This window comes from Cellulophaga sp. BC115SP, from assembly GCF_009905545.1.
GTDB classification, from domain to species: domain Bacteria; phylum Bacteroidota; class Bacteroidia; order Cytophagales; family Spirosomataceae; genus Flectobacillus; species Flectobacillus rivi.
Genome location: NZ_JAAALB010000003.1, coordinates 21,333 through 44,014, shown reverse-complemented (window position 1 = coordinate 44,014; position 22,682 = coordinate 21,333). Strand labels below are relative to the sequence as shown.

Below are 22,682 nucleotides of genomic sequence, written 5' to 3'. Positions count from 1 at the left end.
TAAATCTTTTTAAAAGATAATATCAAAGAGGTGTTCGAAATCAGATTTTCGAACACCTCTTTTGATTAATAGTCAATAAATATCTAGTATTTGAGTGCTTTTTTCCCAATAGGGTGCGACTTAGGTCGCACCCTATTGGGAAAAAAAGCATAAGAGGTCTCTATTTTAAATTATCCCAAAATTCGAGAGGACTCCTATTGAATAGGAATATACCGTTTCTGTTTACATTGGTTTTCTCTTAAACCCATACGGACAATGTTTACAGCCATTTTTACAGCAATATCCTCTCTTCAGGTGGTATTCCTTCGTAAATACCATAAATCCCTGCTCATTCAAGTAATAATCCTCTGGCTCCAGTCCTCGGTTAGCCTTTATCTTTTCTTCATTTTTCATATTCAAGTGTCAAAGTTAACAGCGTCCAAGACAATAATAGGTTTCCTTCGTGGTTCTTTTTATTGATTTATTCGTTAATAACCTGTTTTTTGATTTCAACTTTCCAACCTATAGTTTAAGCAAAATGTTCAAAATATTGTATTTTTGTAAAAGTCATGCCAAGCAATTTTACATATCGCACCGATTACAAAGCGATGTGCCCTCCTCTCACGACGAGCGCACTTTATGGGCATTTCTGCAAAATTCACCGAATCCTTGAGTCTTCTACGTTACTCATCTACGTCATCTGGCTTTTTTCTGCTGTGTAATACTCTTCTAAAGTTTTGATACTTTAGGCAAAAGACTATGTTGTGATTCAACGGTAGTCGATTTTGTCATTTCTTTATTTTAAAATCATTTGTAAAAAGACAACACTAACAGACACACTGTTATCTGATAACCTTTTTACCTCAAAGAATTACGACAATGAACATTTCAGAAAAATACACAGAAGAACTAACTGCCACCGAATTTGCTATTACGCTTGAAGACCATTATGGTGCCCATAACTATCACCCAATGCCTGTAGTATTGGAGCGTGGTCAAGGTGTTTTTGTTTGGGATGTAGAAAATCGCCCGTATTTCGATTTTCTTTCGGCCTATAGTGCGGTAAACCAAGGGCACTGTCATCCAAAAATTGTGCAGGCGATGATTGAGCAAGCGCAAAAACTAACGCTAACCTCTCGTGCTTTTTACAATAACCAATTAGGACTTTGTGAAAAATATCTATGTGAATACTTCGGTTACGACAAAGTATTGATGATGAACTCAGGTGCAGAAGGTGGTGAAACAGCTTTGAAGTTGACTCGTAAATGGGCATACAAAGTAAAAGGTATTCCTCAAAATCAGGCTAAAACGCTTTACGCATCGGGTAATTTCTGGGGACGTACGATTGCGGCTATCTCAGCCTCTACTGATCCTTCGAGTTATAACGATTACGGTCCTTTATTGCCAGGTTATGAAATCATTCCTTACAACGATTTAGAGGCACTGGCTGAGGCCCTCAAAGACCCAAATGTAGCTAGCTTTATGGTAGAGCCTATTCAAGGCGAAGCAGGTGTTGTTGTTCCAGAAGAAGGATACCTCAAAAAAGCCTTTGAATTATGTCGTGAGCATAATGTACTGTTCATCGCTGATGAAGTTCAAACTGGAATTGCCCGTACAGGTAAGCGTCTTGCCTGTGATCATGAAGGCTTCCAACCCGATATTTTAATTTTAGGAAAAGCGCTATCGGGAGGTACCTATCCTGTATCTGCGGTTTTGTGTCGTGACGAAATCATGTTGACTATTAAGCCAGGAGAGCATGGCTCTACTTATGGTGGTAATCCATTGGCTTGTGCTGTAACAATGGCAGCTTTACAAGTAGTAAAAGATGAAAAACTTGCCGAAAATGCTGAGGCGATGGGACAGCTTTTCAGAGAAAGAATGACTCAACTCAAAAGTCAACGCCCAGACTTAATCACTGAAGTAAGAGGAAAAGGCTTGTTAAATGCCATCGAAATTAACGATACAGAAGAAAGCGAAACGGCTTGGAACTTGTGTATGGCATTTAAAGAAAAAGGATTATTAGCCAAACCAACACATGGTAACAAGATTCGTTTTGCCCCTCCATTGGTCATCACTGAAACTCAAATGGACGATGCTTGCTCAATTATTGAAAACGTAATTTTAGAGTGGAAATAAGTACTAGTGCTGAATGATGACTTGTCAATTGTGAGTGTAAATTTTTAATTATCAAATTTTACACTCACAATTGATTAAATCTCAAGTAATAGCCTTTAGTTTTAATGATACAAACCTAGAGGACATGAGTTATTATAAATTTAGAAATGATGTAAAGCATTGCGTCTCTACTGTTTCTATCCCTTTACAAACCATTTCTCGATTATCCCTCTTACCTCCTCTTCTTCAAAATTATCCTCAGACGCCCAAGCCAATATGCCATCTGGGCGAATCAATAAGGCTTTTAATCCTAAATGCTCAGTAGCTCGTATAGAGATATAACGCAATTGAGATGGATATTGAGCTCCTAGCTTTTTTAAGGAGGTATTATTTTCAAAATCCAGTAATAATCCTTTCCCCTCATGCGTCCAATCTGCCAAAGTACTACCATCTTCAAAAGCAAAATTGGGTGCGCTATAACCTGTTAAAGGGTGTATTCCTTCCAATGGGTAGTGTAAAGATATTCCCCAGATACGCTCAGCCATATATGTCGCACCATCTTGAGTCTGTAACAAATCCTGCATAACTGTTCGTAAAGCACGAGATTGGATACTTGGTTTCATTACTTCCACTTGTGCTCTTGACCAATCTAAAACCTTCTGACCAACAGGGTATCTTTCTGTAAAATACGTATCCAATAAACCTTCTGGGGCTTTATTTTGAATAGTTGCAGCAAGTTTCCATCCCAAGTTTAAGGCATCGCCTAATCCCAGATTTAACCCTTGACCTCCTAAGGGAGAATGAATATGAGCAGCATCTCCAGCCAAAAGAATTCGATTGTTGCGATAGGTGGTTGCTTGACGAGCTCTATCGGTCCATGTTGTTGCCTGATGTACTTTTGTCAAGGTAACATCTGTTGATGAAATATGGCGTAAAACAGCTTGAAGGTGCTCTAAAGTAATAGAATCTCCAGATTGGTGAAAAGCTCCTTCATCAAAATCTTGTAAAATAATATAGCCAGGTTGCGACTGTAGATACATTCCATTATCAGTAATATGTCGTCCAAAACCTAGTTGATCGCCATTTTCTATATCAACAAGCGCAGTATATCCTGTAAAAGTGGGTTCCGTTCCTTCAAACTCGAAGCCTCCTATTTTTCTTACCAGACTGCGTCCACCATCACAGCCCACGAGCCATTTCGATTCAAATACTTGATTATCGGCATAGACCATTACAGCATCTGAACTTTGAGAGATATGATTTACAGAAACTCCTCTTTGAATTATTACGCCCAATTCTTCGGCGCGCTGTGTAAAAATGGTTTCAAGCTCTAGCATTTCTGTCATTAAGCTAGTTTCTGTTGAGCTAGACAAACGATATTTCCATCGTGAAGAATCAACGTCTTTTTCATAAAAAGGTAGACCCGCAAAATGTCCTACCTGACGAGGTGCATTCTGAGTAGTGTTTGCAGAGCGATGTGGATTCTTGATTTTTTTATGTAATTCTAATGTTGAAAATAGTCCCCTTCTGTAAAGTAGTTCAATACTTGGAGCAGACAGTCCACGCATTCCGAAAAGAATTTTTTTCAAGGGAGAGAAAGAGGTCTCGGTTTTTTCCAAAACCAACACGGAACAATTAGCTAAAGCCAACTCACTAGCAAGGAACAATCCAACAGGTCCTGCTCCTACAATAATTACGTCGTACAGTATAGATGTCGAGTTGTTTTGCTGAATTTCTAATATTTCGTTCATAGTTTGATTAAATGATTGAAATACAAAATTCCTCTAAAGTATTGGCTTAGGATTGTACAAATGCGACAAAATCATCACTCATTGCAAGCTTTTCTTTTTTGATATTCTTGGCAAAAGCTGAAGGCGTTGTTCCACTGTATCGCTTAAATTCTCGTATCAGATGCGCTTGGTCAGTATATCCCAAGTCATGAGCCAAACCCGCAATATTACTTTCAGGGTAAAGCCACAACTGATTTCGGACTTGCTCAAACCTCATGATACTGGTAACATCTTTTACGGTAAAGCCTGAAGAATGTTTAAATTTTCGCTCCAAGGTACGAACGGTTGCATGAGCGGCCTCTGCAATTTGAGCTACAGGCATAATACCTTTAGCTTTCCTCATGGCTATTCCTGCTTTATATAACATCGTATCAGGGGAAATTTGCGCATGAATCGATAAAAAATATGCTTTCAGCAATGCCATTGCATCTTCTATTTTACCTTCTTGAATGCATTTTTGTAAAGGCTGTTGTAAAGTAGAAAGAGGGTGCTCAAACACAGCTAGTTTTGAGGTGCTAGAGCGTAAGCCCAATAAATCAAAAACGGTCCAAGGGAAACACCTAATAGCAATAACCTCAAGCCGATTTTTGGTCACATAACGAATAGGTTGATTGAGTAACCCTACCATAAAAGGAGATGGTAAGGGCTTAAGCTCTGCATCATATAGCTCTCCAAAATAAAAGATGATTTCGGCATAACCATCTGGTAATACTTCAAAACTAGATAGCTCTAGTTCATGCTCACTACGGTTATACCAAAAACACTTGATACTATCCTGTAACTCTTCGGGAGGGAGATATTCTTGATGCATATTACGGAAGTAGTAGGATTAGAAAATGGTAGAATATCGAAGTTCTTTTTATAACTTTACTTTGTAGAGGGGTTCTGCTCCACTACTCGGAGGCACGGGAGAGTGTCGAAAAAGCATTCTCCTGATGTCGTTCTCAGCATTAATCTTCTCAAATGTCCTCACAAAAAAACGTAACCACTCAATACTTTTCATATCAAATGATTACGTCTTTATTTGTAGCCCCGGCAGGAATCGAACCTGCATCTTAGGTACCGGAAACCCACATTCTATCCATTGAACTACGGAGCCTCGCCAAAATTTTAGCGTCGCAAAATTAAGAAAACTTCTCTAACTGTTTCACCAAAACCTCGAAATCTTTAGGGTATGGCGCTTCGACAGTGATACGTTCACCATCCATCAGATTAAAAGTCAACGAATGTGCATGCAATGCCACACGTTTCATTAAAGGAAGTTCGTCTGTATTTTTCTTAAGGTTAAAACCTCTTTTCAAATCTGAGAGATATAGCGTATCGCCTCCATACGTTGGATCGCTTACAATTGGAGCTTTCAAACAAGCCAAGTGAATCCTAATTTGGTGCATACGACCTGTAATAGGCATACACTCGATTAGAGTATGCTTACGATATACCTTGATTGTATTAAAAATAGTCTCAGCTTCTTTACCTTTCTGACGGTCAATCACCACTTGTGTACCATCACGCTTCTGAGCGATTGGCAAATACACCGAAATCATATCTAAATCATGAATACCATTAGCTACTGCGTGGTAGCGTTTAGCAACCTGACGATGTTCAAATTGCATTGACAAATGACGATAAGCCGCAGGATTTTTAGCAATAGCCAAAATACCAGATGTTTCTTTATCAAGTCGGTGAGCCAGTTGTGCATCATCAGAATATTCTTTTGCTAATCGCAAAATACTCTGTGAGTTATCAGCCTGACGCTCGTCGAGAGATGAAATATAAGGTGGTTTATTTATAACTATGAAGTCGTCGTTTTCGAAAAGAATTATATCCTTGAAATTAATGCGCATAAAAAAATAAAATATTAGTAGACTCAATATGAGCCGATAATCAAACGATTAGACAATACTGCAAAGTTCCTACTTTTTTTGCAAACTCTCGGTATGTTCCTGAAACAGTTTGTATTTTCTTTTAAAATGCTCCCTTTTAAAGTCAAAAAAGGTGCAAGAAACATCCTGCACCTTCAGTAATATGCTATTTTAATCTTCTGCTTCTTGTTTTTTGATGGTGGTTATCAAGCTTTGTAAAAACTCATGGCGCTCTGGTGAACTAGCAGGATACTCCATTTTTAGCTTGCTTAATCTTTCATGAATGACCTGCGCTACCATCAAACGCATATTCTTTTTATCATCAGCAGGAATTACATACCATGGAGAATGCTCGGTAGCAGTATGATCGACTAGCTCTTGATAGGCCTCATGATATTCTTTCCAAAACCCTCTTTCTTTGACATCCTGCTCCTCAAACTTCCAGTTTTTATCGGGGTCTTCGATTCGTTCGATTAAACGTTTGCTTTGTTCTTTTTTGGAAACATTCAAAAAGAATTTGACCACCTCAAATCCATTTTGGTGCAAATGCTTTTCATAATGTTTGATTGAATCATAACGTTCCTCCCACACTTTTTCCAAGTTTTTGGTTTGCTCTTCGGGTAAACGTTGTCCTTCGAGTAAAATCGAGGGATGAACTTTTACCACCAATACCTCTTCATAATACGAACGATTATGGATAGCCAATTGTCCTCTTTGAGGCATTTTGAGCATACTTCTCCACATAAAATCATGGTCAAGCTCTTCAGCAGAAGGTCGCTTGAAGCTATGAACTACGATACCCGCAGGATTGATTCCTGAAAAGACTGCTTTGATAGTACCATCTTTTCCAGCGGCATCCAAAGCCTGAAATATAATTACCATTCCATACCTTCCATGTGCATACATACGCGATTGAAGCTTATCGATTTTCTTATGCAGTTCAGATAATTGAGCTAAATAATCAGCTTCATCAACATACAAATCTTCGATTTTGGTAGGAAGTTTTTTGATGGAAAAATTACCATTTCCATCAAAACTAAAGTCTTTCATTTCAGGCTTTGCCATAGTGTTGTTTATTTTTCGTAAATACCTTTTGCTACTTTTTCAGTAATTGATTTAGGAGCTAACCAAGCCATAAAAGCCCCCAACTTGTTGATAAATCCTGTTACAACTTCAGTAGAACCACCAAACATAGATTTTACGGCTATCTGTGCTACTTCTGTTGGGGTCATCATTACTTTTTCAGCAGCTTTCAAGGCTTTTTCACCTACCTCTGCTCTATCGTTAAAATCAGTGGCAGTTGAACCTGGACTAATAGCCGTTACCGATACTGAAGTACCATCCAATTCATGTTTAAGTGCTCTGGTAAAATTGAGAACAAAAACCTTTGTGGCTGCGTAAATCGCCATGTGAGGCAATGCCTGATAAGCTGTTGAGCTAGCGATATTCATGATATATGACTTAGATTGACGCTTCAACATAGGCAAAAATGTTTGGCACATTTCTGTCAAAGTCAACATATTCAAGGTCATCATATCACGATTTTTTTCAATCGAGTAATGCCCTAGTGGACCAACTAACCCATATCCTGCATTATTGACTAGAATAGATACCTCATAGTTTTTGGCATTTACCCAATCATATACTTGTTGAGCCACGCCAATTTGAGCTAAATCAATTGCTAAGTAGTCAACTTCTACTTTATAACGAGATTTTAGTTCAGAAGCCACTTTTTGAAGCAATTCTTCAGAGCGAGCTATCAATAATAGGTTATATTTTCTGCTAGCAAGTTCTGCTGCAATTTCTTTTCCGATACCTTTACTGGCACCTGTAATCAATGCGTATGACATAATTGTGTGAATAGTCGGTTGAATCTGATTTTATACAAAATGCAATCCCCCAAAATTAACAAAGCCCCACCAAATGGCAGGGCTTCGTTTAAATAATTTACCTAAAATTATTTTTTAGGAGCTGGAGTTGCAGGAGTTGCACCTGGCAACATTGATTTCAAACCATCTGGATCTTCAGGTTTGATAGCAAGTGCTTTTTTGATAGCATCTTCAGCTTTTACGGTGTCTTTAGATACTGTCAAGTAGTAACCTGACAAATAACGAAGCGCTTCGTAAGTATCGTCTTTCTTCTCTTTGTAAGTAGTTGAGTTTTCTGCTTTAAGAGCGTCAATTACTGTCAAATATTGCTCATAGTATGGTGCAGCCAACCACTTATCGCCACTATAGTCAATCAAGTTATTTGTACGTGCACGGAACAAATAGAATGGAGGCCATTTAGCATTGATTCCGATAGCTTTAGCAAAAGAAGTATCACCTTTCATTGCCAAAGAAACACGGTTTACTGAGTCTGTTTTTGGCGTATAGGCAGCAGCAAAATAGTATGCTAAAGCAGCGTTATACCAGTCACCAGAAGTAGCTTGCAATTTCTTCTTTGCTTTCCATTCGATTGATTTGAATGCAGCATCAGCAGCATGAGCATATCTCTTTTGTTTGTAACGAATCGAGTAGATTGACAAGTGGTGGTTGTTGTTAGTATCTAACGGAGCCGCTTGTTCAAAATAGTGAACTGCTAATGAGTCGTTGTTCAAACATTGATAACCTTTTGCAAAATATACGTTATCCAAGTAGTAAGGTTTTACACCAGCTTTTACCATTTGCTCAAGGTTGTTGATACCTTCTTGGCATTTGTTCAATTCGATGAATGAATAACCTTTCATACGGTAGATATCATTGTCTTTTGCACCACCTGCTTCAGCTTGACTAGTAAATTCCATTGAACCAGTATAGTCTTTAGCCAAGAACAACAATTTAGCAGTACTCAACAAAATCGTTGGACTAGCTTCAGCTTTGCTAACATACTTTCTGTAATATTTAGAAGCGTCTTTGTAACGGTTAAAGATATTATAGTATTCACCAAAACGCTTGTAAATTGGTGCGTAGTTAGAGTCAGTTTCAACAGCACTTTGGTAAGCATTTACTGTATATTGGTAGTTTTTACCACGAAGATAAACTACACCAATTTTTGTGTATAACTTAGCACTTTTCTCTTTGAAGTTAGCTTGCTCATAAGCAGATACTGCTGGACCACCATCGTTTTTGATAAGGTATGCATCTCCTTTTACTGTATTCATATCAACTGTCAATTCCTTCACTTTAGTTTTTTCAGGAATCATATCAATCAAACGAATAGCTTCAGCTGGGTCATTGTTGCCTTTGTTTGCTTCTTCGCCGTTGTTTACGTCATAGAACATTACATAAGCTTCAGCAATACGGAACAATACATCTGCATTTTTTGATTTTGTATCAGCAATGATTTTATCAAAATCAACTTTTGCCTCAGCTACTTTATGATTCGCAACTTTGATAGCAACCAAACCAACTGCATTTAGTGGGTTTTTAGCATCAATAGTCAAACCTTTTTCGAAAGCAGCTTTCGCAGCATCAAGATGGCCTACACGCAAATTATAATAACCTAAATAGAATTGGTTCTCTGCCGTCGGAGCAGCCGCTACCAAGCTCTCAAAAGTCGCCTTCGCTTTACTTGGCTGGTCTCCATCCAACTGCGACAAACCTTGCTGTACTGTTTGCGCATTTGCAGCACCTGCAAACAGTAAACTAACAGCCACCAACAGAGATTTCATCTTTACTTTCATTTGTGTAATTAGTTAGTTGGGATTAAGATTAATGAATAAATAATTTTATTTGATTTAGTATTTATGAAAAGATCTAAAGTCAAGTGAATAACTTAGCAATTTTTATATTGTTTCTTTTTGAACTTCTAAGACAAAATTAAATTAAAATTTCCAATAAAAAGGCAAAATTTTATTCTTTATAACTAGAATATAAGATTTATTAAAAAGGTCTTAAAAAATCATTAGCAATTCATTGTCAATCAAATGAATAATAGTTCATTTTGATACAAAGACGCTATTCTCCAATTTTTACTGTACGAATTTGAATTGGTCTTGTTAATGGTAGTAAGCCTCCCTTCAAAACAATCAACTGACCTTGATCCATACACATATAATTGATAAAACCTGTACCGAGTCCCATGTGTGACTCCTTCAAAATACACTTAATCACACGCGTTAATGGGTACTTTTTTAAAGCTAGATTATAACCAAAAGGTTGATAGTAATCCTCTTTTGTTGGGTTGGGTTTGTCGGTCACCGACATTACATTGATATCCTTGATAAAACCCAGCGAAGCAGGGTCATCTCCATCGCTAATCCAGTTGGTACCAATGACGCCAATTGCATTTTTATGAGACTTCACATACGCTATGACCTCTTTATTAGACTTCATAGCAAAAAAAGGCACTTTATCTTTTTTGCTAATACCAAACTTATCCATCAAAAAGGTAAGATTACTTGAGTTAGAATTATCAAATACTAAAACTACCTCTTGACTATTCCCTCCTTTGCTAAATTCAGACCATTTTTTGATCTTACCTTTCATTAGAGCTTCAACGTCTTTAACTGTAATCAAGGTATCCTTGTTTGTTTTATTGGTAATCAAAGCCAAAGCATCTCCTGCAAATTTGTAGCTACGATACACAGTACGGTCATCTTCAAAAACCTTCTTTTCTTTCTCCGTCAACTCTCTTGCTACTACTACTAGTCTAGCCTTATCATTTAGCATCATATTGATAGCTTCTGTTTCGGGCTTATACACTACATTGATTTTGGTATATTTATAACCCTGCTCAAAAGCATACTTTTCTGCATCCAAAATATTCTGAAAAGACTCATCTACTGCCACCGTTATTTCCCCTTTTGCAGGCGTATCAGTAGGTGCATTTTCATTGGGGTGGTTGCCTACGTATCCACAAGAAGAAACTAAGGCACCGAGTACACCAAGAGCTGAAACAAACTTAATATACTTTTTCATTGCTTTTTGAGATTTATAATATTAACGAAGCACCTAGATGCGTCTATATATTTTCTTTGAATAATCTAATTCTATTAACTATCATTAACAAAGTTTTACTTCGTCATGAGCAATGCTTATCTGCATCAGCAATAAGCCTTATCATTTCTTATTGTCATAATAACGATACTCATCCTCTTCTTTCTCTTCCTCGGTATCTTCTTTATATTTTTCAATCGCTCTGTATCCTCTATACAAACCATAGATGATAAGAATTGCTCCCCAAGCATAAGACCATTTTATACTTGGAAAAAACACCTGTGCAAATGCTGAATCTGGCACAATGATTAAGAAAATTCCAATGCCTATATAGGCTACAGACATCAGTCCAGCAATAATAATTACTGATATGGAATAATACTTTTGTGAATCTCTTTTTGGCATCTTTCAAAAATTTAAGTCCCTCTAAAAATGAAACCTGCCAGTTTCCTGACAGGTTTCATACTAATAAAGACTATAGTAATGCATACTACTCCGACAAAACGAAGTTGATAGGCACTGTAAATCTTGAACGAACTGGACGTCCAGACTGCTTACCAGGGTTCCATTTAGGAACCATTTTGATTACGCGAACAGCTTCTTCATCGCAACCAAAACCTACTGATTTCAATACTTCAACACCTTGGATTGAACCATCGGTATTTACAACGAACTGAACGTAAACTTTACCTTGAACGTTAGCACGTTGTGCAGCGGCAGGGTATTTAAGGTTTTTCTGCAAGAATTTTGCAAAAGCAGGAATACCACCAGGGAATTCTGCATTTTGTTCTACCGCAGTAAAGATTTCTTCTTCAACTGGTTTCGGTGGCTCAACTGGAGCTTCTTCTTTAGCAGGTCTTGCATCTGGATCCACTGGAGGAGCGATATCATCAGTATTACCTTTAACGCTTTCTGTTGCAGTATTACCTTTGATGTTATCTACCTCTGGTGGAGGCTCAGGCTTTTGTACCTCTTCATCACGCTTGATTTCCGGAGGTAAGAACTTAGTAGTTGTTACTTTCGGAATATCTTTTGGTGGTGGTGGTGGTGGCGGTGGTGGTGGTGGTGGCGTATCCGATTTCTTCGGAGGTTCGGCCACTTTCATCACCTCTGCAATCACCTCTGTCTTTTCATTGTCTTTTGGAGTCAAGCTGCTAATAATAAACGGTAGAGCAAGCGCACCAGCGAAAAGAGCAGAACCTATCATTACTGACCTCTTGACGACAGCTTGATAATTCTTTCTCAAAAAATAAGCACCGTATTCCTTATTCTTATCCTTAAAAATTATGTCGTCAAGCGTTGCGTTAGGGCTAATTACGTTTGACATATTTTCTCGTTTTGTTAACTCTGTTGAAATTCTTTTTTTGTTTTCAGAACCACAGAACTAAGATAAAACTATTTATTTAGTTTTACAACTATTTTATTAGTTTTATTTTAATTTCATTGGTGTGCTTAATTATTTTCCTGATTTCTTCACCATTTCCTCATCAATAGGAGTGATTTCAAGAAGAGCATAACGCTTGTTATCAGTAATTGCACACTCATCGAGCAAATCCACCATATTTTTATACTTAGCACCTTTGGTAGCCTTGATAACGATAGTGAAGTTTTGTCCGATTTGCTTTTTTAATCTAAATAGTACTTGTCTGATACCTTGATCTGAGTAGTCAGTTACTTGAACAACTGCTGCTGCATCACCTGGTTTACCTTGATAATAGTAAACTTTATTTTCGTCTGGCAACACCGTAAGTGTTTCCGATGCTTTTACAGGAGATGTTTCCTTTGTCTCAGTTTTATCAGGCATACTAAGCTGCATTGTCACGGGCTTAGCCAACGTAGTTGTTAGCATGAAGAATGTGATAAGCAAGAAACCTAAGTCTACCATTGGCGTCATGTCAATCTTGGTAGACGCTTTCTTACTACGCTTTTTACCACCTTTCTTACCCCCACCGGACTGGTCTATTTCTGCCATAGTCGTTGAGTAGTTTTAATGTTGTTAATAGGATATCAATCTAGTTGCTTCGAAGGTTATGAGTACCCTACCCCACAATGCAGGGCAGGGTTAATAAACTACTGAGTACAACTTAATTAATTTCTTGGTTTGTTTTCAGGACCTGTAATCAACTGGAAAACGTTGATGTTTTGTGACTGTAATGTACCTACAACCTGGTTGAAAACTTTGTAATTTGAGTTACCATCACCTTTGATAGCTACTTGTAGAGCAGGGTTTGCTAATTTAGCATACGTTACCCACAAGAAAAGCTCATTGGTTACAGAGTCGCAAGGAATACCTTGGTAGTATCCTTTTGCTTTCCAAGCCGATGGTTTTTCCTCTAATACTTGTTTCAGTGCTCCAGCTGGATAACCTACAATTTCAGAAGCCATAAAGTTTTTCTGCATTGTAGCCGTGATAGGAACACCAACGCGGTTAGCCATTCTTTCCAACATCATCTGTTGTGCTTCCTTATCGTCAACACCCATGAAAATCTTGCCATCTGGCGCAACCGAAATGGTAATAACACCTTTTTCAGAAGGAAGCGGCTTTTCAGAGATAGACGTAGGAGGCGTAATGGTAACAGCTTCTTCAGGACGGAATTTCGCCGTCAACATGAAGAATGTGAGCAACAAGAATGCCACGTCACACATCGCTGTCATGTCCAAAGACACACTCTGTCTTTTTGCTTTTACCTTTGGCATAATGTTATTAATTTGAAAATTTGAGAAAACTTATATTTGAAAACAATCTTGGGATTCAGAAGAGTAAACTCTTCAGATTTTCAAATTGCCCAATTTTCAAACTACTAACTGTGGTGAGAAGCGAAGTTTTGGTTAACGCTCAAACCGATTTCGTCAATGCTATATGTCAATTCGTCAATTTTAGACGTAAAGAAGTTATAACCGATGATACATACAGCTGAAGTACCGATACCCAATGCAGTGTTTACTAGGGCTTCAGAGATACCGTTTGCAAGAGCTGAAGAGTCAGTTGAACCTCCTGAGTTACCCAAAGCCGAGAACGCTTTGATCATACCGATTACAGTACCTAATAGACCAATAAGGGTAGATACCGACGCCAATGTAGCGATGATAGTAAGGTTTTTCTCCAAAATTGGCAATTCCAATGAAGTAGCTTCTTCAACTTCTTTGCTCAATGCAGCCAATTTTTGTTCTTTGTCTAAAGAACCGTCTGTAGACAATTGCTTGTACTTTTTAACAGCAGCTAAAGTAACGTTACCTACTGAACCTTTTTGTTTGTCACACTCTTTCAATGCACCTTCAACATCGTCTTTGTCCAAAGAAGCTTGGATTTTACGAACGAAAGCGTTGATGTCACCAGTACCTTTTGCTTTACCGATTGTAAGGATACGCTCGATAGAGAAAGTCAATGAAATCAAGAAACATGTCATCAAAACTGGTACGATGATACCACCTTTGTAAACGATACCAAAATAGTCACCTGGAATTGGGTGTCCGTCTGGGTTGTTGTTCTCAAAGTGAGAAGGATCTCCCATTACGAATTTGTAAAGAGAAAGTGCTACAGCAAATAGAATCAAAATGATTACGCCCGCAGGAATACCGCCTGACTTTTTGTTTGCTGGTGCTGCTGGCTTTGGAGCAGCTGGTTTTGCTTGTTGTGTACTCATTAGTTTGGTAATTTGGGTTTAAGTTAAAAAACAATTTTTAGGTGATTTTTTAAAATAAATCTACAGAAAACTGTTTCAAGACAAAAGATTATTTCGATTGTTTTATGTTTTCTAGTAATGACAAAACTAACATAAATTTCTTTTAATTCTCATATCTCTATTGTCAAGTTTTTTTTAAGAAATTCGTCCGTATTCAACAAACATTGTATTATAGTAATATTTTAAAGCTCTATTCAATACTTTTGATGTACTTTTTGAAGAATTTGATTTTTACAAGAAAATATATAAACTTTTGAACAATATCTTATTTCGGGTAAATCTTATCAAGGATTGTTTCAATTTTCTGTATTTCATGAGTATTTACTACTGACTTTTGATGAGAAAAAACACTCAGATATTTTTCAAGAATTGTATGCCCTCCTTCTAGGCGGATCCGAACCTTAGATGATTTATCAGCAAGAATCGATACTATATTGCCGACTCCCCCTAAGTTAGCTTCTGGTTCGGCATCTATTAATACAAATATTTCTACTGCATTACTGATGGCAACTTTTAACTGATTCAAAATAAGACTCTCAGAATAATTATCAATGTCATAGGTTACAAAGTTGGCAGACCAGCCTTCTTGATAAATAATTTGGTGCAATGGATTTTGGTAGCGAACCTCCAATGGACTCTTTCGTACTTGAATATATAGCAATAATGTGTTCATGCGAATTGTATTTTTTTCAGCTATTAGCTGTACCTTTGAGTGTTTATTCCTTACAGATATGGCGCAATATTATTCATATAATCGAGAAAATGCGAAGCGTAAAACAAGCGCTTCCTCCCTCAAAGAAGCAATTGAAGATATGCTAGAGTTTTACAAACTTCGTACAAAGTTTGATGAAACCTATGTAGCTGCTCACTGGGAGCAAATTATGGGAGCTCCTATTGCTGCGAGAACAACCAAGGTTTATATTACTGAAGCAAAACTGTATATTCAACTGGATTCGGCCTCTTTGCGAAATGAGTTGTTAATGGCAAAAAACAAGATTCTTCAGCTAATCAATCAAGCTATTGGTGCTGAATTAGTTAATGAAGTGATTTTCCTTTAAAAAAAGCCCTTGTGTTAATCTGACACAAGGGCTTTTTTTATATGGCTGATGTTGCTTTTTTCAGTAATGCTATAGTCTTTTTGATTCCTTCTATTTCGGTTAGGGTTTCTCCTTCATACTCTATACCGATAATGCCTCTAAAACCTGACTTCTTGATAACATTCATCATTTTTATATAATCAATCGTTGGCTCATTGCCTTTGGCATCAAAATTAAAGGTTTTAGCACTTACTCCCTTAGCATACGGCATCATTTCGGCGGTACCTTTGTATGGGTCATATTGTGTTTTGCAATGACTATGCCACTCTGCACCACTCCATTCTAAACAGAAGTTGCCAAAATCGGGTAATGTTCCGCAGTTTTTCATTCCAACCTCTTTCATAATACCCGCCAACCATGCACCATTGGCAGAATATCCTCCGTGGTTTTCTACGATGATATTGATATTATGAGCCTTTCCAAATTCGCTTAATGTTCTCAAGCTTTCTACACATCGCTTAGCCACTTCTTTAGGGTCTCCCTCTCCTCTTGAATTTACCCGAATGGTTTGGCAACCTAAAAACTGCGCAGCCTCCACCCATTTGTAATGGTTTTCGACAGCTTGCTTACGTTTTTGAGTATCAGCTTCACCTAATTCGCCTTCGGCATCAATCATAATCAGGTGATTGCGAATTCCTGATTCTACAGATCTTGTCCTTAATTCTTTGAGATAGGCTTTATCTTTTGCTTTATCAGGGAAAAATTGATTTACATATTCAACAATCTCTAAACCAAACTCTTTTTTAGCAAATTGTGGAAAATCTAAATTACTCAATTTGCCACTAAAGATTGTTTTATGCAAAGACCATTCGGCTAGTGATATTTCATAAAAAGGTTTAGCAGCACTATTTAGCCAGTCATTTGATGACAAGGCCAACCCTGCTAATCCTAATGAGGATTTTTTGAGAAAATCTCTTCTTGTTTGTTGTATCATAGTAAGATTCAGAATGAAGGGTAAGATGGTTTTGATTAAGCTATTTGTTGAATTTGGTGTTTTTTTCCTCTAAAATCAAATGAATCGCCTACAACTTTCCCCATTAGTAATGCACCAATAGGAGATTGGGCTGACACTACCATCACTGCTTCGCCTACTACTTTGATTGAACCCAAGCTAACAGCAATAAAAAATATCCCCATACTCGTATGCACAAGTGCGCCCAAAGACACATGTTGAGGAGTATGTTGAGGATCTATCCTTTCGAGCAGAACTCTTTCTTGACGAGCTTGTTCGTATTGGCGAGCGTACATATCTCTATCTAACTGCCCCATCGCTCTTGCTGTTTCGTATTTGTCCCCAGCAGAACTTTTACTTTCCTCATTGGCAGAAGCTTGGGCAGCTTGCATAGCACCCCAAGCAGCTTGCATTCGTTCTTCTAGCTGATTTTTAATATAATCTATAACCTCTTGTTTCATAAGTCTACTTGTCTAACAAAGCCATTACAACTTTGATTTTGTGGTAATCGTATTTGCCCTGCAACAAGTCAAACACAGGTTTGACAGGTTCTCCTTTTTTAGTACCAAGTATTTTCATGGCTTGGGCAATAGCGTTAAACTCTACTGTAGTGACAAATTTGCGTAAATCTACAGGGTGACCTTCTTCAAAGAACTTCACCAGATGCGATACAATCGTAACAGGGCTCAAACCTCTTCTTTCTGCTATCTCATCTAGGGATAAACCTTCTTCATAAAGTGAAAAGCTTATTTTGGCGGTATCTCCTTTTTCACCTCCAGATTTACCTAAAGTTTTGATGAAATCCCGAATCTCTTTGAGGAAAGCATCACCATATTGTCTGAACTTCTGCTCTCCTACCCCTGATACATTGAGCATCTCGGCTGGAGAAATAGGTTTTTTCTGCGCCATATCAGAAAGGGTTGCATCTGAAAAGACCACAAATGGAGGAATATCCAAGTTATCGGCAATTTGTTTACGCAACAATCGCAAACGCTCAAACAACTCATCACGAACCACCTCTCGTTTGGTTTTTTCTTTAGGAGCTGCATTGGCTTCGCGTTCAGCTTGCTTTTCTTCAAATGGCCTAAAGCGTACAAGTTGCACTTTTTTACCATCCTTCAATACCGACCAAGAAGCGTTGTTTAGTTTGAAGGCATGTTGCTCGTCGTAGGCAATATCCATAATACCTGAATTAAGCATTTGCTGAATGTAGTCTGCCCACTCTTCATATTTCAAATCACGCCCTGCGCCAAAGGTTTTGATTTCATGATAACGATGTTCTATAATTTTACGATTATTAGAACCACGAAGTATATCAATCAGCATACCCATAGCGATTCTTTCATTAGTACGTGCGATTGCAGAAAGGGCTTTCTGAGCTAGTACACTCGCATCAAACCTAATAGGGGGATTTTTACAAACATCACAATTTCCACAGTCACGGTCGACCTCCTCGTTGAAATAGCTTAATAGAATCCGTCTACGACAAATTTCGGCTTCTGCATATTGCTTTAATCTATCCAACTTAGCTAATTGGACTTCTTTCATTTCTGCTGGCAATTCAGATTGCGCCAGCATATCTTTTCGGACAATAAGGTCATTATAAGAATAAAACAATAGTGTATCAGCTTTTACACCATCACGACCTGCACGACCTATTTCCTGATAAAAACTTTCGATATTAGCTGGCAGTGAATAGTGCATTACCCAACGAACATTGGACTTGTCGATACCCATACCAAAAGCAATAGTAGCGCAGATCACTTGTATATCATCTCGTAAAAATTGGTCTTGTACTTTGGCACGTTCGTCGGTGCTCATCCCTGCGTGATAGCATCGAGCAGAGATACCCACTTTTAGCAGTGAGTCGGCGAGTTGTTCTGTATTTTTTCTACTTAAACAATATATAATGCCTGCTTTTCGAGGGCGTTCTTGAATAAACTTTTGAATCGTCTTCAAGCGATTTCGTCCTGGTTGTACCGACAATGATAAGTTGGGTCTGTCAAACGAACTAATAAAGACGCGAGCTTCGGGAATTCCCAACTGGGTAAGTACATCTTTTCTGGTTACTCTATCAGCTGTAGCAGTTAATGCCATAAAAGGCACATTGGGCAATGCAGACTTCAGCACGTGTAATTGAGTATATTCGGGTCTAAAATCATGTCCCCAAACAGATACACAGTGAGATTCATCCACGGCCACCATACTTACTTGCAAAGACTTTATCCAATCGAGGTATCCATTCGAAAAGAGTTTTTCAGGAGAAATATATAGTAGCTTTATTTCACCAGCTTTACATTGGCGTTCTATCGCAAATCGTTCAGCACCAGAAAGCGAAGAGTTGATATAAGCAGAAGGAATACCATTGGCTTGCAATGCTTGAACTTGGTCGTGCATTAATGCGATTAGAGGGGAAATTACAATCGTAATTCCTTGCATCATCAGTGCTGGTACCTGAAAACAAAGGGATTTTCCTCCCCCTGTTGGCATCAATACCATACAATCCTGTCCATACAATACCCAATCAATGATGTCAGCCTGAAGAGGTCTAAATTTATCATACCCAAAATATTGCTTGAGTACTTGTTCTTTTGTCAATGCCATTTTAGCAAAATATAAATAGTGAATGATGATGAAGATGTCTGTAAAACATAGCGTGTAGAATGTTGCATCTTCAACACAAAGTTAGCAAATGTTTGGGTTTAGGATAAAACTGAGTTATTGCTTGTACAAAATAAAAGCGGGTAAATACCATACAGCATTTACCCGCTTTTGAAAAAAATCGTTTTAGAAACTAGTAAGCTCTAATTTCTACTCCTTTCATAAAGTTTACAAAAGCTTTGTTTACAACCTTATTACCACCTGGTGTTGGGAAGTTACCCGTAAAATACCAGTCACCAAGATTATATGGACAAGCTTTGTTCAGACTGTCTACTGTTTGATAAACAATTGCCAAATCAGCTTTTAAGTCTGCTGGCTTTACAATATCTGCGATTTTAGCTGAAATCTCTTCGTTTGTAAATGGTTCGTAAATCGCCTTCACAAAGTTTTGTGTATGAGCAGTTCCTAATTCAAAAGCACTTACACAACGACCCAAAGTATCTTCAAGGATATCTTCCATGTGACGCTCTATCAACAATTCATAAGTTGCACGGAATGCCACAAAATCTTTCATTCTTGACATATCGATACCATAACAATCTGGATAGCGAATTTGAGGAGCTGATGAAACAATTACGATTTTCTTAGGACCTAATTTATCCAACAACTTCAAAATAGAGCGCTCGAGTGTTGTACCTCTTACGATAGAGTCGTCAATCAATACAACATTATCAACTCCTTTTTTGATTACCTCATAAGTAGTGTCATACACATGTGACACCATATCATTACGATCGGCATCATTGGTGATGAAAGTACGAAGTTTTACATCTTTCGAAATCAACTTTTCAACACGAGGACGGAAAGTCAATAACTCCTCTAAAGTCTCTTCTGCCAAACCTCCGCCCATGATGGCTTTCTTACGTTCTTTGGCAAGATAATCTTCCAAGCCTTCAATCATACCCAAAAAGGCAGTTTCAGCAGTGTTTGGAATATACGAGAATACGGTATTTTTGAGGTCGTAATTTACTTCTTGAAGTACTTGTGGGATTACCAAACGTCCTAATTCCTTACGTTCGGCATAAATATCTGGATCTGAAGCGCGTGAGAAATAGATTCTTTCGAAGCTACACGATTTCTTTTCGAGTGGTTCAATAAATTTCTTTTCAGAATAGTTACCACGTTTGTCAATAATTAAAGCATGACCTGGCTGTACTTCCTGAATATCTTCGTAATTACAGTTAAATGACGTTTTGATAGCTTGTTTTTCTGAGGCAACTACTACCACTTCATCATCGGCATACCAAAAAGCTGGGCGAATACCCGCTGGGTCGCGTGCTACAAAAGCAGAACCGTGTCCAGTCACACCGCACATGGCGTATCCACCATCAAAATCACGACACGAACGCTGTAATACTCTTTGCAAATCAATGTTGTCTTCAATCACATTTGACAACTCTGGATTTTCGTAGCTATGTTTATGGAAGTCAAACTGACGTTGGTTTTCTTCATCTAAGAAATGCCCAATTTTTTCCATCACGGTTACTGTATCCACTTTTTCCTTCGGATGCTGTCCTAATGAGATTAACTTATTAAAAAGTTCTTCTACATTAGTCATGTTAAAGTTACCAGCAACTACCAAGTTTCTACTTCTCCAGTTGCTTTGACGCAACATTGGGTGGCAGTTTTCGATTTCGTTTTGACCGTGTGTACCATAGCGCAGGTGACCCAAAAATACTTCACCAGAGAATGCTACATTTTCTTGAATCCACTTGGCATCTTTAGCTTTGTCTTTGTGGTCTTTCAAGCCTTTACGAAACTTCTTGTAAATTTTTCCGAAAATATCAGCTACAGCATTTTGCTCTACAGAACGGTATCTGCTGATATATCTGTGACCAGCAGGCACATCAATTTTGATGTTGGCTACACCTGCACCGTCTTGTCCTCGGTTCACTTGCTTTTCCATCATTAGGTAAAGCTTGTTGATACCATACAGCGGGGTTCCGTACTTATTGATATAGTACTGATAGTCTTTTCGGAGACGGATGAGTGCGATACCACACTCGTGTTTGATTGCGTCAGACATGACTTTACTTGGTAGTTATTTTGCGTTTGTCGAGTATTATTAAAAAATAGTACTCCTGAAACCATTTATACAGATTAAAGTGGTTCGGTAATTTTTCGCAATAAAATTCAGATTAATAGAGGGTTAACGATGGGTTATCTTTCAGTAAACAAAATTAGGTAGAAAATCCTGAGATTACCAAGAATTTTTGTGCCATATTTTCGAATGATAAAGTAAGAATTTGATACTTAATGGTTATTGAAAACTAAATCTTTATTTACTTATAATTTCATCCAAAATATTTTATGAATTACTGAAAAGACTCTCGTTTTTGATATTACCAACCAAAGCTACAAGCTATTTTGGAAAACTACTAATGCTTTTCGGTAAGCGAATAACTTTAGTTATAATTGCCATACAAAGCCCTATTTAAAATAGTTCCTCATTAGGTATAAATACTGTAATATCAGATACTTTGATGTGTTTTGTTACTTATAAACAATAGTTATCCACAATTTCGAAAACTTGTGGATAACTATTGTGGAGTATTTATTCTATTTCAATGACTACGCCTGATGTAGCTGGGTGCGCTACACAGGTCAAAATATAGCCTTGTTTGATTTCATTATCTGTCAAACCGTCTTCTTCGTCCATTTGAACTTTTCCGCTCAAACATTTGCCCATACATGCAGTACACATACCTGCCTGACATGAATATGGTAAATCTATATCTTCGCGAAGTGCCGCTTCAAGGATTGTTTCGTGTGGTTTTACTAATACTTGATAATCTTCTCCTTCGTATTGAATGGTAACCATTTGCTCTTTTAAGCTACCGCCCTCTTCTTCATCTGCTTCGTTGGCAGCGGTATCATGTGCACTGAAGAAATGTTCTTTGTGGATTTGGGCATCGCTTACTCCAAAAATTCTAATGGCATTTTCTACCTGCTCCATCATACCTTCTGGTCCACACAAGTAATATTCGGCTTTACCAATATCCAACCCAAAATCTTGTTTTAAGAAAGTTACCGCCGACGCTTGGTTGATACGAGTTTTGTAACCTGTCCATGTATAAGAAGGTTGACTTAGCACATGTAATACTCTAAAACGACCTTGATAAGTTTTTTCTAGTTCTTCTAATTGTTTCTTGAAAATGATATTCTCTTCATTTCTTGAACCATAGACTAAATACACTTTGGTATCAGTTTCTACTGGCAAAACTGATTTGGCAATTGACATTAATGGCGTAATACCTGAACCACCACCAAATAAAACGATTACTCGCGACTTAGTTGGATTTGGTTCGATTACAAAATGTCCCATTGGTTCCATCATTTCGAGCGCATCGCCTACCTTAAGATTGTCACAAAGGTAATTTGATACCAGTCCTCCCGGAACACGTTTAATAGTTATAGCAATCGAAGCATCCTTGTTAGGCGAACTAGACATTGAATAACTACGACGTACTTTTTTACCATCAATTTCTGGAATTAAAGTCAAAAACTGTCCAGCCTTGTAACTGACAGCTTGATGGATAGGATGCCAAAAAGAAAAAGTCTTTGTATCTGGAGTTTCTTCAATAACCTCCTTTACAGTCAAATGAAAATATTTTGCACTCATCT

The 22,682-nt window shown here is 37.8% G+C and carries 21 protein-coding genes and 1 tRNA gene; 2 read left to right on the top strand and 20 right to left on the bottom strand.

The genetic code is table 11. The features are described 5' to 3' along the window. Positions 1 to 222: 222 nt before the first annotated feature. Positions 223 to 393 (bottom strand): DUF5522 domain-containing protein, encoded by a 171-nt coding sequence (locus tag GVN22_RS03045; protein WP_166549828.1) that lies wholly within the window; start codon positions 391 to 393, stop codon positions 223 to 225. Between the two features lie 465 nt (positions 394 to 858). Between GVN22_RS03045 and rocD the strand changes: the two genes are divergently transcribed. After that, the gene (gene rocD / locus GVN22_RS03040; protein WP_166549605.1) at positions 859 to 2,115 is read left to right on the top strand and encodes an ornithine--oxo-acid transaminase; all 1,257 of its coding nucleotides are present in this window, start codon (positions 859 to 861) and stop codon (positions 2,113 to 2,115) included. Positions 2,116 to 2,291: 176 nt separating this feature from the next. On the opposite strand, the gene GVN22_RS03035 is transcribed toward rocD, so the two are convergent. From GVN22_RS03035 to GVN22_RS02970, 14 genes are all read right to left on the bottom strand, one after another. Next, positions 2,292 to 3,845 (bottom strand): FAD-dependent monooxygenase, encoded by a 1,554-nt coding sequence (locus tag GVN22_RS03035; protein ID WP_166549604.1) that lies wholly within the window; start codon positions 3,843 to 3,845, stop codon positions 2,292 to 2,294. A gap of 46 nt (positions 3,846 to 3,891) precedes the next feature. Beyond that, the gene (locus GVN22_RS03030; protein WP_166549603.1) at positions 3,892 to 4,695 is read right to left on the bottom strand and encodes a helix-turn-helix domain-containing protein; all 804 of its coding nucleotides are present in this window, start codon (positions 4,693 to 4,695) and stop codon (positions 3,892 to 3,894) included. A gap of 216 nt (positions 4,696 to 4,911) precedes the next feature. Next, a tRNA-Arg gene (locus GVN22_RS03025) sits at positions 4,912 to 4,983 on the bottom strand. A gap of 25 nt (positions 4,984 to 5,008) precedes the next feature. Next, a complete protein-coding gene (locus GVN22_RS03020; RefSeq protein ID WP_095166956.1) occupies positions 5,009 to 5,728 on the bottom strand; it encodes an RluA family pseudouridine synthase in 720 nt (239 codons plus the stop codon). Positions 5,729 to 5,917: 189 nt separating this feature from the next. Next, positions 5,918 to 6,811: a PPK2 family polyphosphate kinase gene (locus GVN22_RS03015; protein ID WP_166549602.1), complete on the bottom strand. Its 894-nt coding sequence runs from the start codon at positions 6,809 to 6,811 to the stop codon at positions 5,918 to 5,920. A gap of 8 nt (positions 6,812 to 6,819) precedes the next feature. After that, on the bottom strand, positions 6,820 to 7,596 hold the full coding sequence (locus GVN22_RS03010) for an SDR family oxidoreductase (RefSeq protein ID WP_166549601.1): 777 nt from the start codon (positions 7,594 to 7,596) through the stop codon (positions 6,820 to 6,822). Positions 7,597 to 7,703: 107 nt separating this feature from the next. Beyond that, complete coding sequence (locus GVN22_RS03005; protein WP_166549600.1) at positions 7,704 to 9,410, bottom strand: lipopolysaccharide assembly protein LapB; 1,707 nt, start codon at positions 9,408 to 9,410, stop codon at positions 7,704 to 7,706. A gap of 274 nt (positions 9,411 to 9,684) precedes the next feature. After that, on the bottom strand, positions 9,685 to 10,647 hold the full coding sequence (locus tag GVN22_RS03000; protein WP_166549599.1) for a PstS family phosphate ABC transporter substrate-binding protein: 963 nt from the start codon (positions 10,645 to 10,647) through the stop codon (positions 9,685 to 9,687). 141 nt (positions 10,648 to 10,788) lie between these two features. After that, positions 10,789 to 11,070: a hypothetical protein gene (locus GVN22_RS02995; protein WP_166549598.1), complete on the bottom strand. Its 282-nt coding sequence runs from the start codon at positions 11,068 to 11,070 to the stop codon at positions 10,789 to 10,791. 85 nt (positions 11,071 to 11,155) lie between these two features. Then, a complete protein-coding gene (locus GVN22_RS02990) occupies positions 11,156 to 11,992 on the bottom strand; it encodes an energy transducer TonB (protein WP_166549597.1) in 837 nt (278 codons plus the stop codon). Positions 11,993 to 12,121: 129 nt separating this feature from the next. Then, on the bottom strand, positions 12,122 to 12,637 hold the full coding sequence (locus GVN22_RS02985; RefSeq protein WP_166549596.1) for a biopolymer transporter ExbD: 516 nt from the start codon (positions 12,635 to 12,637) through the stop codon (positions 12,122 to 12,124). Positions 12,638 to 12,753: 116 nt separating this feature from the next. Then, positions 12,754 to 13,362, bottom strand: a complete 609-nt coding sequence (locus tag GVN22_RS02980) for a biopolymer transporter ExbD (protein ID WP_166549595.1) — start codon at positions 13,360 to 13,362, stop codon at positions 12,754 to 12,756. Between the two features lie 104 nt (positions 13,363 to 13,466). Beyond that, on the bottom strand, positions 13,467 to 14,309 hold the full coding sequence (locus GVN22_RS02975) for a MotA/TolQ/ExbB proton channel family protein (RefSeq protein WP_166549594.1): 843 nt from the start codon (positions 14,307 to 14,309) through the stop codon (positions 13,467 to 13,469). A gap of 304 nt (positions 14,310 to 14,613) precedes the next feature. Continuing rightward, positions 14,614 to 15,021, bottom strand: a complete 408-nt coding sequence (locus GVN22_RS02970) for a hypothetical protein (RefSeq protein WP_166549593.1) — start codon at positions 15,019 to 15,021, stop codon at positions 14,614 to 14,616. Between the two features lie 58 nt (positions 15,022 to 15,079). On the opposite strand from GVN22_RS02970, the gene GVN22_RS02965 reads away from it, so the two are divergent. Further along, positions 15,080 to 15,406, top strand: a complete 327-nt coding sequence (locus GVN22_RS02965) for a DUF721 domain-containing protein (RefSeq protein ID WP_166549592.1) — start codon at positions 15,080 to 15,082, stop codon at positions 15,404 to 15,406. Positions 15,407 to 15,443: 37 nt separating this feature from the next. Here the strand turns inward: GVN22_RS02965 and GVN22_RS02960 are convergent, their stop codons facing one another. From GVN22_RS02960 to GVN22_RS02940, 5 genes are all read right to left on the bottom strand, one after another. Continuing rightward, positions 15,444 to 16,379 (bottom strand): sugar phosphate isomerase/epimerase, encoded by a 936-nt coding sequence (locus GVN22_RS02960; RefSeq protein ID WP_166549591.1) that lies wholly within the window; start codon positions 16,377 to 16,379, stop codon positions 15,444 to 15,446. Between the two features lie 35 nt (positions 16,380 to 16,414). Beyond that, positions 16,415 to 16,858, bottom strand: coding sequence for a transcription elongation factor (locus tag GVN22_RS02955; protein WP_166549590.1), 444 nt, complete (start codon positions 16,856 to 16,858; stop codon positions 16,415 to 16,417). Positions 16,859 to 16,862: 4 nt separating this feature from the next. After that, complete coding sequence (gene recQ, locus GVN22_RS02950) at positions 16,863 to 19,001, bottom strand: DNA helicase RecQ (RefSeq protein WP_166549589.1); 2,139 nt, start codon at positions 18,999 to 19,001, stop codon at positions 16,863 to 16,865. A 190-nt stretch (positions 19,002 to 19,191) separates the two neighbouring features. After that, positions 19,192 to 21,084 carry an amidophosphoribosyltransferase gene (locus GVN22_RS02945; protein WP_166549588.1) on the bottom strand — a complete coding sequence of 631 codons (1,893 nt, stop codon included), beginning with the start codon at positions 21,082 to 21,084 and terminating at the stop codon, positions 19,192 to 19,194. A gap of 528 nt (positions 21,085 to 21,612) precedes the next feature. Beyond that, positions 21,613 to 22,680 carry a ferredoxin--NADP reductase gene (locus GVN22_RS02940; protein ID WP_166549587.1) on the bottom strand — a complete coding sequence of 356 codons (1,068 nt, stop codon included), beginning with the start codon at positions 22,678 to 22,680 and terminating at the stop codon, positions 21,613 to 21,615. Positions 22,681 to 22,682: the final 2 nt, after the last annotated feature.

Excerpts from the sequence above, each read along its gene's own strand:
- GVN22_RS03005 (WP_166549600.1), bottom strand. The coding sequence starts at position 9,410 with ATGAAAGTAAAGATGAAATCTCTGTTGGTGGCTGTTAGTTTACTGTTT.
- GVN22_RS03020 (WP_095166956.1), bottom strand. The coding sequence starts at position 5,728 with ATGCGCATTAATTTCAAGGATATAATTCTTTTCGAAAACGACGACTTC.
- GVN22_RS03045 (WP_166549828.1), bottom strand. The coding sequence starts at position 393 with ATGAAAAATGAAGAAAAGATAAAGGCTAACCGAGGACTGGAGCCAGAG.
- GVN22_RS02985 (WP_166549596.1), bottom strand. The coding sequence starts at position 12,637 with ATGGCAGAAATAGACCAGTCCGGTGGGGGTAAGAAAGGTGGTAAAAAG.
- GVN22_RS02965 (WP_166549592.1), top strand. The coding sequence starts at position 15,080 with ATGGCGCAATATTATTCATATAATCGAGAAAATGCGAAGCGTAAAACA.
- GVN22_RS02995 (WP_166549598.1), bottom strand. The coding sequence starts at position 11,070 with ATGCCAAAAAGAGATTCACAAAAGTATTATTCCATATCAGTAATTATT.
- GVN22_RS02970 (WP_166549593.1), bottom strand. The coding sequence starts at position 15,021 with ATGAACACATTATTGCTATATATTCAAGTACGAAAGAGTCCATTGGAG.
- GVN22_RS02980 (WP_166549595.1), bottom strand. The coding sequence starts at position 13,362 with ATGCCAAAGGTAAAAGCAAAAAGACAGAGTGTGTCTTTGGACATGACA.
- GVN22_RS02975 (WP_166549594.1), bottom strand. The coding sequence starts at position 14,309 with ATGAGTACACAACAAGCAAAACCAGCTGCTCCAAAGCCAGCAGCACCA.
- GVN22_RS03010 (WP_166549601.1), bottom strand. The coding sequence starts at position 7,596 with ATGTCATACGCATTGATTACAGGTGCCAGTAAAGGTATCGGAAAAGAA.
- GVN22_RS03035 (WP_166549604.1), bottom strand. The coding sequence starts at position 3,845 with ATGAACGAAATATTAGAAATTCAGCAAAACAACTCGACATCTATACTG.
- GVN22_RS03000 (WP_166549599.1), bottom strand. The coding sequence starts at position 10,647 with ATGAAAAAGTATATTAAGTTTGTTTCAGCTCTTGGTGTACTCGGTGCC.
- GVN22_RS03015 (WP_166549602.1), bottom strand. The coding sequence starts at position 6,811 with ATGGCAAAGCCTGAAATGAAAGACTTTAGTTTTGATGGAAATGGTAAT.
- GVN22_RS02955 (WP_166549590.1), bottom strand. The coding sequence starts at position 16,858 with ATGAAACAAGAGGTTATAGATTATATTAAAAATCAGCTAGAAGAACGA.
- rocD (WP_166549605.1), top strand. The coding sequence starts at position 859 with ATGAACATTTCAGAAAAATACACAGAAGAACTAACTGCCACCGAATTT.
- recQ (WP_166549589.1), bottom strand. The coding sequence starts at position 19,001 with ATGGCATTGACAAAAGAACAAGTACTCAAGCAATATTTTGGGTATGAT.
- GVN22_RS02990 (WP_166549597.1), bottom strand. The coding sequence starts at position 11,992 with ATGTCAAACGTAATTAGCCCTAACGCAACGCTTGACGACATAATTTTT.
- GVN22_RS02940 (WP_166549587.1), bottom strand. The coding sequence starts at position 22,680 with ATGAGTGCAAAATATTTTCATTTGACTGTAAAGGAGGTTATTGAAGAA.
- GVN22_RS02945 (WP_166549588.1), bottom strand. The coding sequence starts at position 21,084 with ATGTCTGACGCAATCAAACACGAGTGTGGTATCGCACTCATCCGTCTC.
- GVN22_RS02960 (WP_166549591.1), bottom strand. The coding sequence starts at position 16,379 with ATGATACAACAAACAAGAAGAGATTTTCTCAAAAAATCCTCATTAGGA.
- GVN22_RS03030 (WP_166549603.1), bottom strand. The coding sequence starts at position 4,695 with ATGCATCAAGAATATCTCCCTCCCGAAGAGTTACAGGATAGTATCAAG.